Origin of the sequence: Chromohalobacter sp. HP20-39 (genome assembly GCF_033052815.1) — a bacterium.
Taxonomy (GTDB): domain Bacteria; phylum Pseudomonadota; class Gammaproteobacteria; order Pseudomonadales; family Halomonadaceae; genus Chromohalobacter.
In genome coordinates this window covers 1-872 of the sequence record NZ_JAWHTP010000037.1, presented here as the reverse complement: position 1 = coordinate 872, position 872 = coordinate 1, and the positions used below count along the sequence as shown (strand labels likewise).

Below are 872 nucleotides of genomic sequence, written 5' to 3'. Positions count from 1 at the left end.
ATCTTGATGCGCACGACCTGCGCGCGCTGTAACTCCTCGAACATGCGATCCAGGACGCCTGCTTTGGTCCAGCGGTTCATACGCGTGTAAATCGTGTGCCAGTTGCCGAAGCGCTTGGGCAGTCCGCGCCACTTGCAGCCATGCTCGGCCACATAGAGGATCGCATTGACCACCTGCAGGTTACTCAGGCTGACGTTGCCACGCTGCTTGGGCAGGCAGTGCTCAATAGTGGCGAATTGTGCGGGCGTGATCTCCATGCCCGAGATTGTCCGATGCAATCGCCACGATCGCCATTAGTGTTAACACGCCCTAGCCCAACAAACGCGCACCTTCTACCAAAAGTCGTTCGCGATGGGCGAGACGGACATGCCGACACGCCTTCGCATCGAGCAGGAGGCCACCGAGGCCGAGCGCGCGGCGCTGCTCGCCAAGGTGGAGCATGCCGCGGCCATCTCGTCCCTGTTGCAGGCTCAAGGCACGCTGCCGCAGCCGACCGAGACTTTCACTGACATCTCCGGCACGCGCTGATCAGCGCGCGCTCAACCATCCTGGAACCTTAGAAATGTCGCAATCCTCTTTCTGGCGTGCTGCTGCCTTGTCCAGCCTCCTGCTTGGCACCAGCGCAACGTGGGCCGGCGACGGCCATGACCATGGCGAAGCCGCTCCTGCCCCCGCAGCGGCCGCGCTTCCGCGCTTTGCCGCAGTTTCCGATGACTTCGAACTGGTGGGTGTGCTGAACGGCCAGCGTCTCACACTCTACCTCGACCATGCTGCCGACAACCGGCCGGTGACCAATGGCGAGCTGACCCTCGAGCTGGGTGGTCGACAGGTAAAGGTCAGCCCACACGGGGTTGGAGAGTTCGAGGCCGATC

At 62.5% G+C, this 872-nt stretch carries 2 protein-coding genes and 1 pseudogene; 2 read left to right on the top strand and 1 reads right to left on the bottom strand.

Features of this window, described 5'->3' with window-relative positions; genetic code table 11:
- Positions 1-257 (bottom strand): transposase (locus RVY79_RS16710; RefSeq protein WP_317465597.1); only part of this gene is annotated, 257 nt, incomplete at its 3' end.
- 109 nt (positions 258-366) lie between these two features.
- Here RVY79_RS16710 and RVY79_RS16705 point away from each other — a divergent pair.
- Entirely contained in the window at positions 367-528 is a 162-nt protein-coding gene (locus RVY79_RS16705) for a hypothetical protein (protein WP_225104336.1), read from the top strand.
- A gap of 34 nt (positions 529-562) precedes the next feature.
- A pseudogene (locus RVY79_RS16700) lies at positions 563-872 on the top strand (hypothetical protein); the annotation flags it as partial.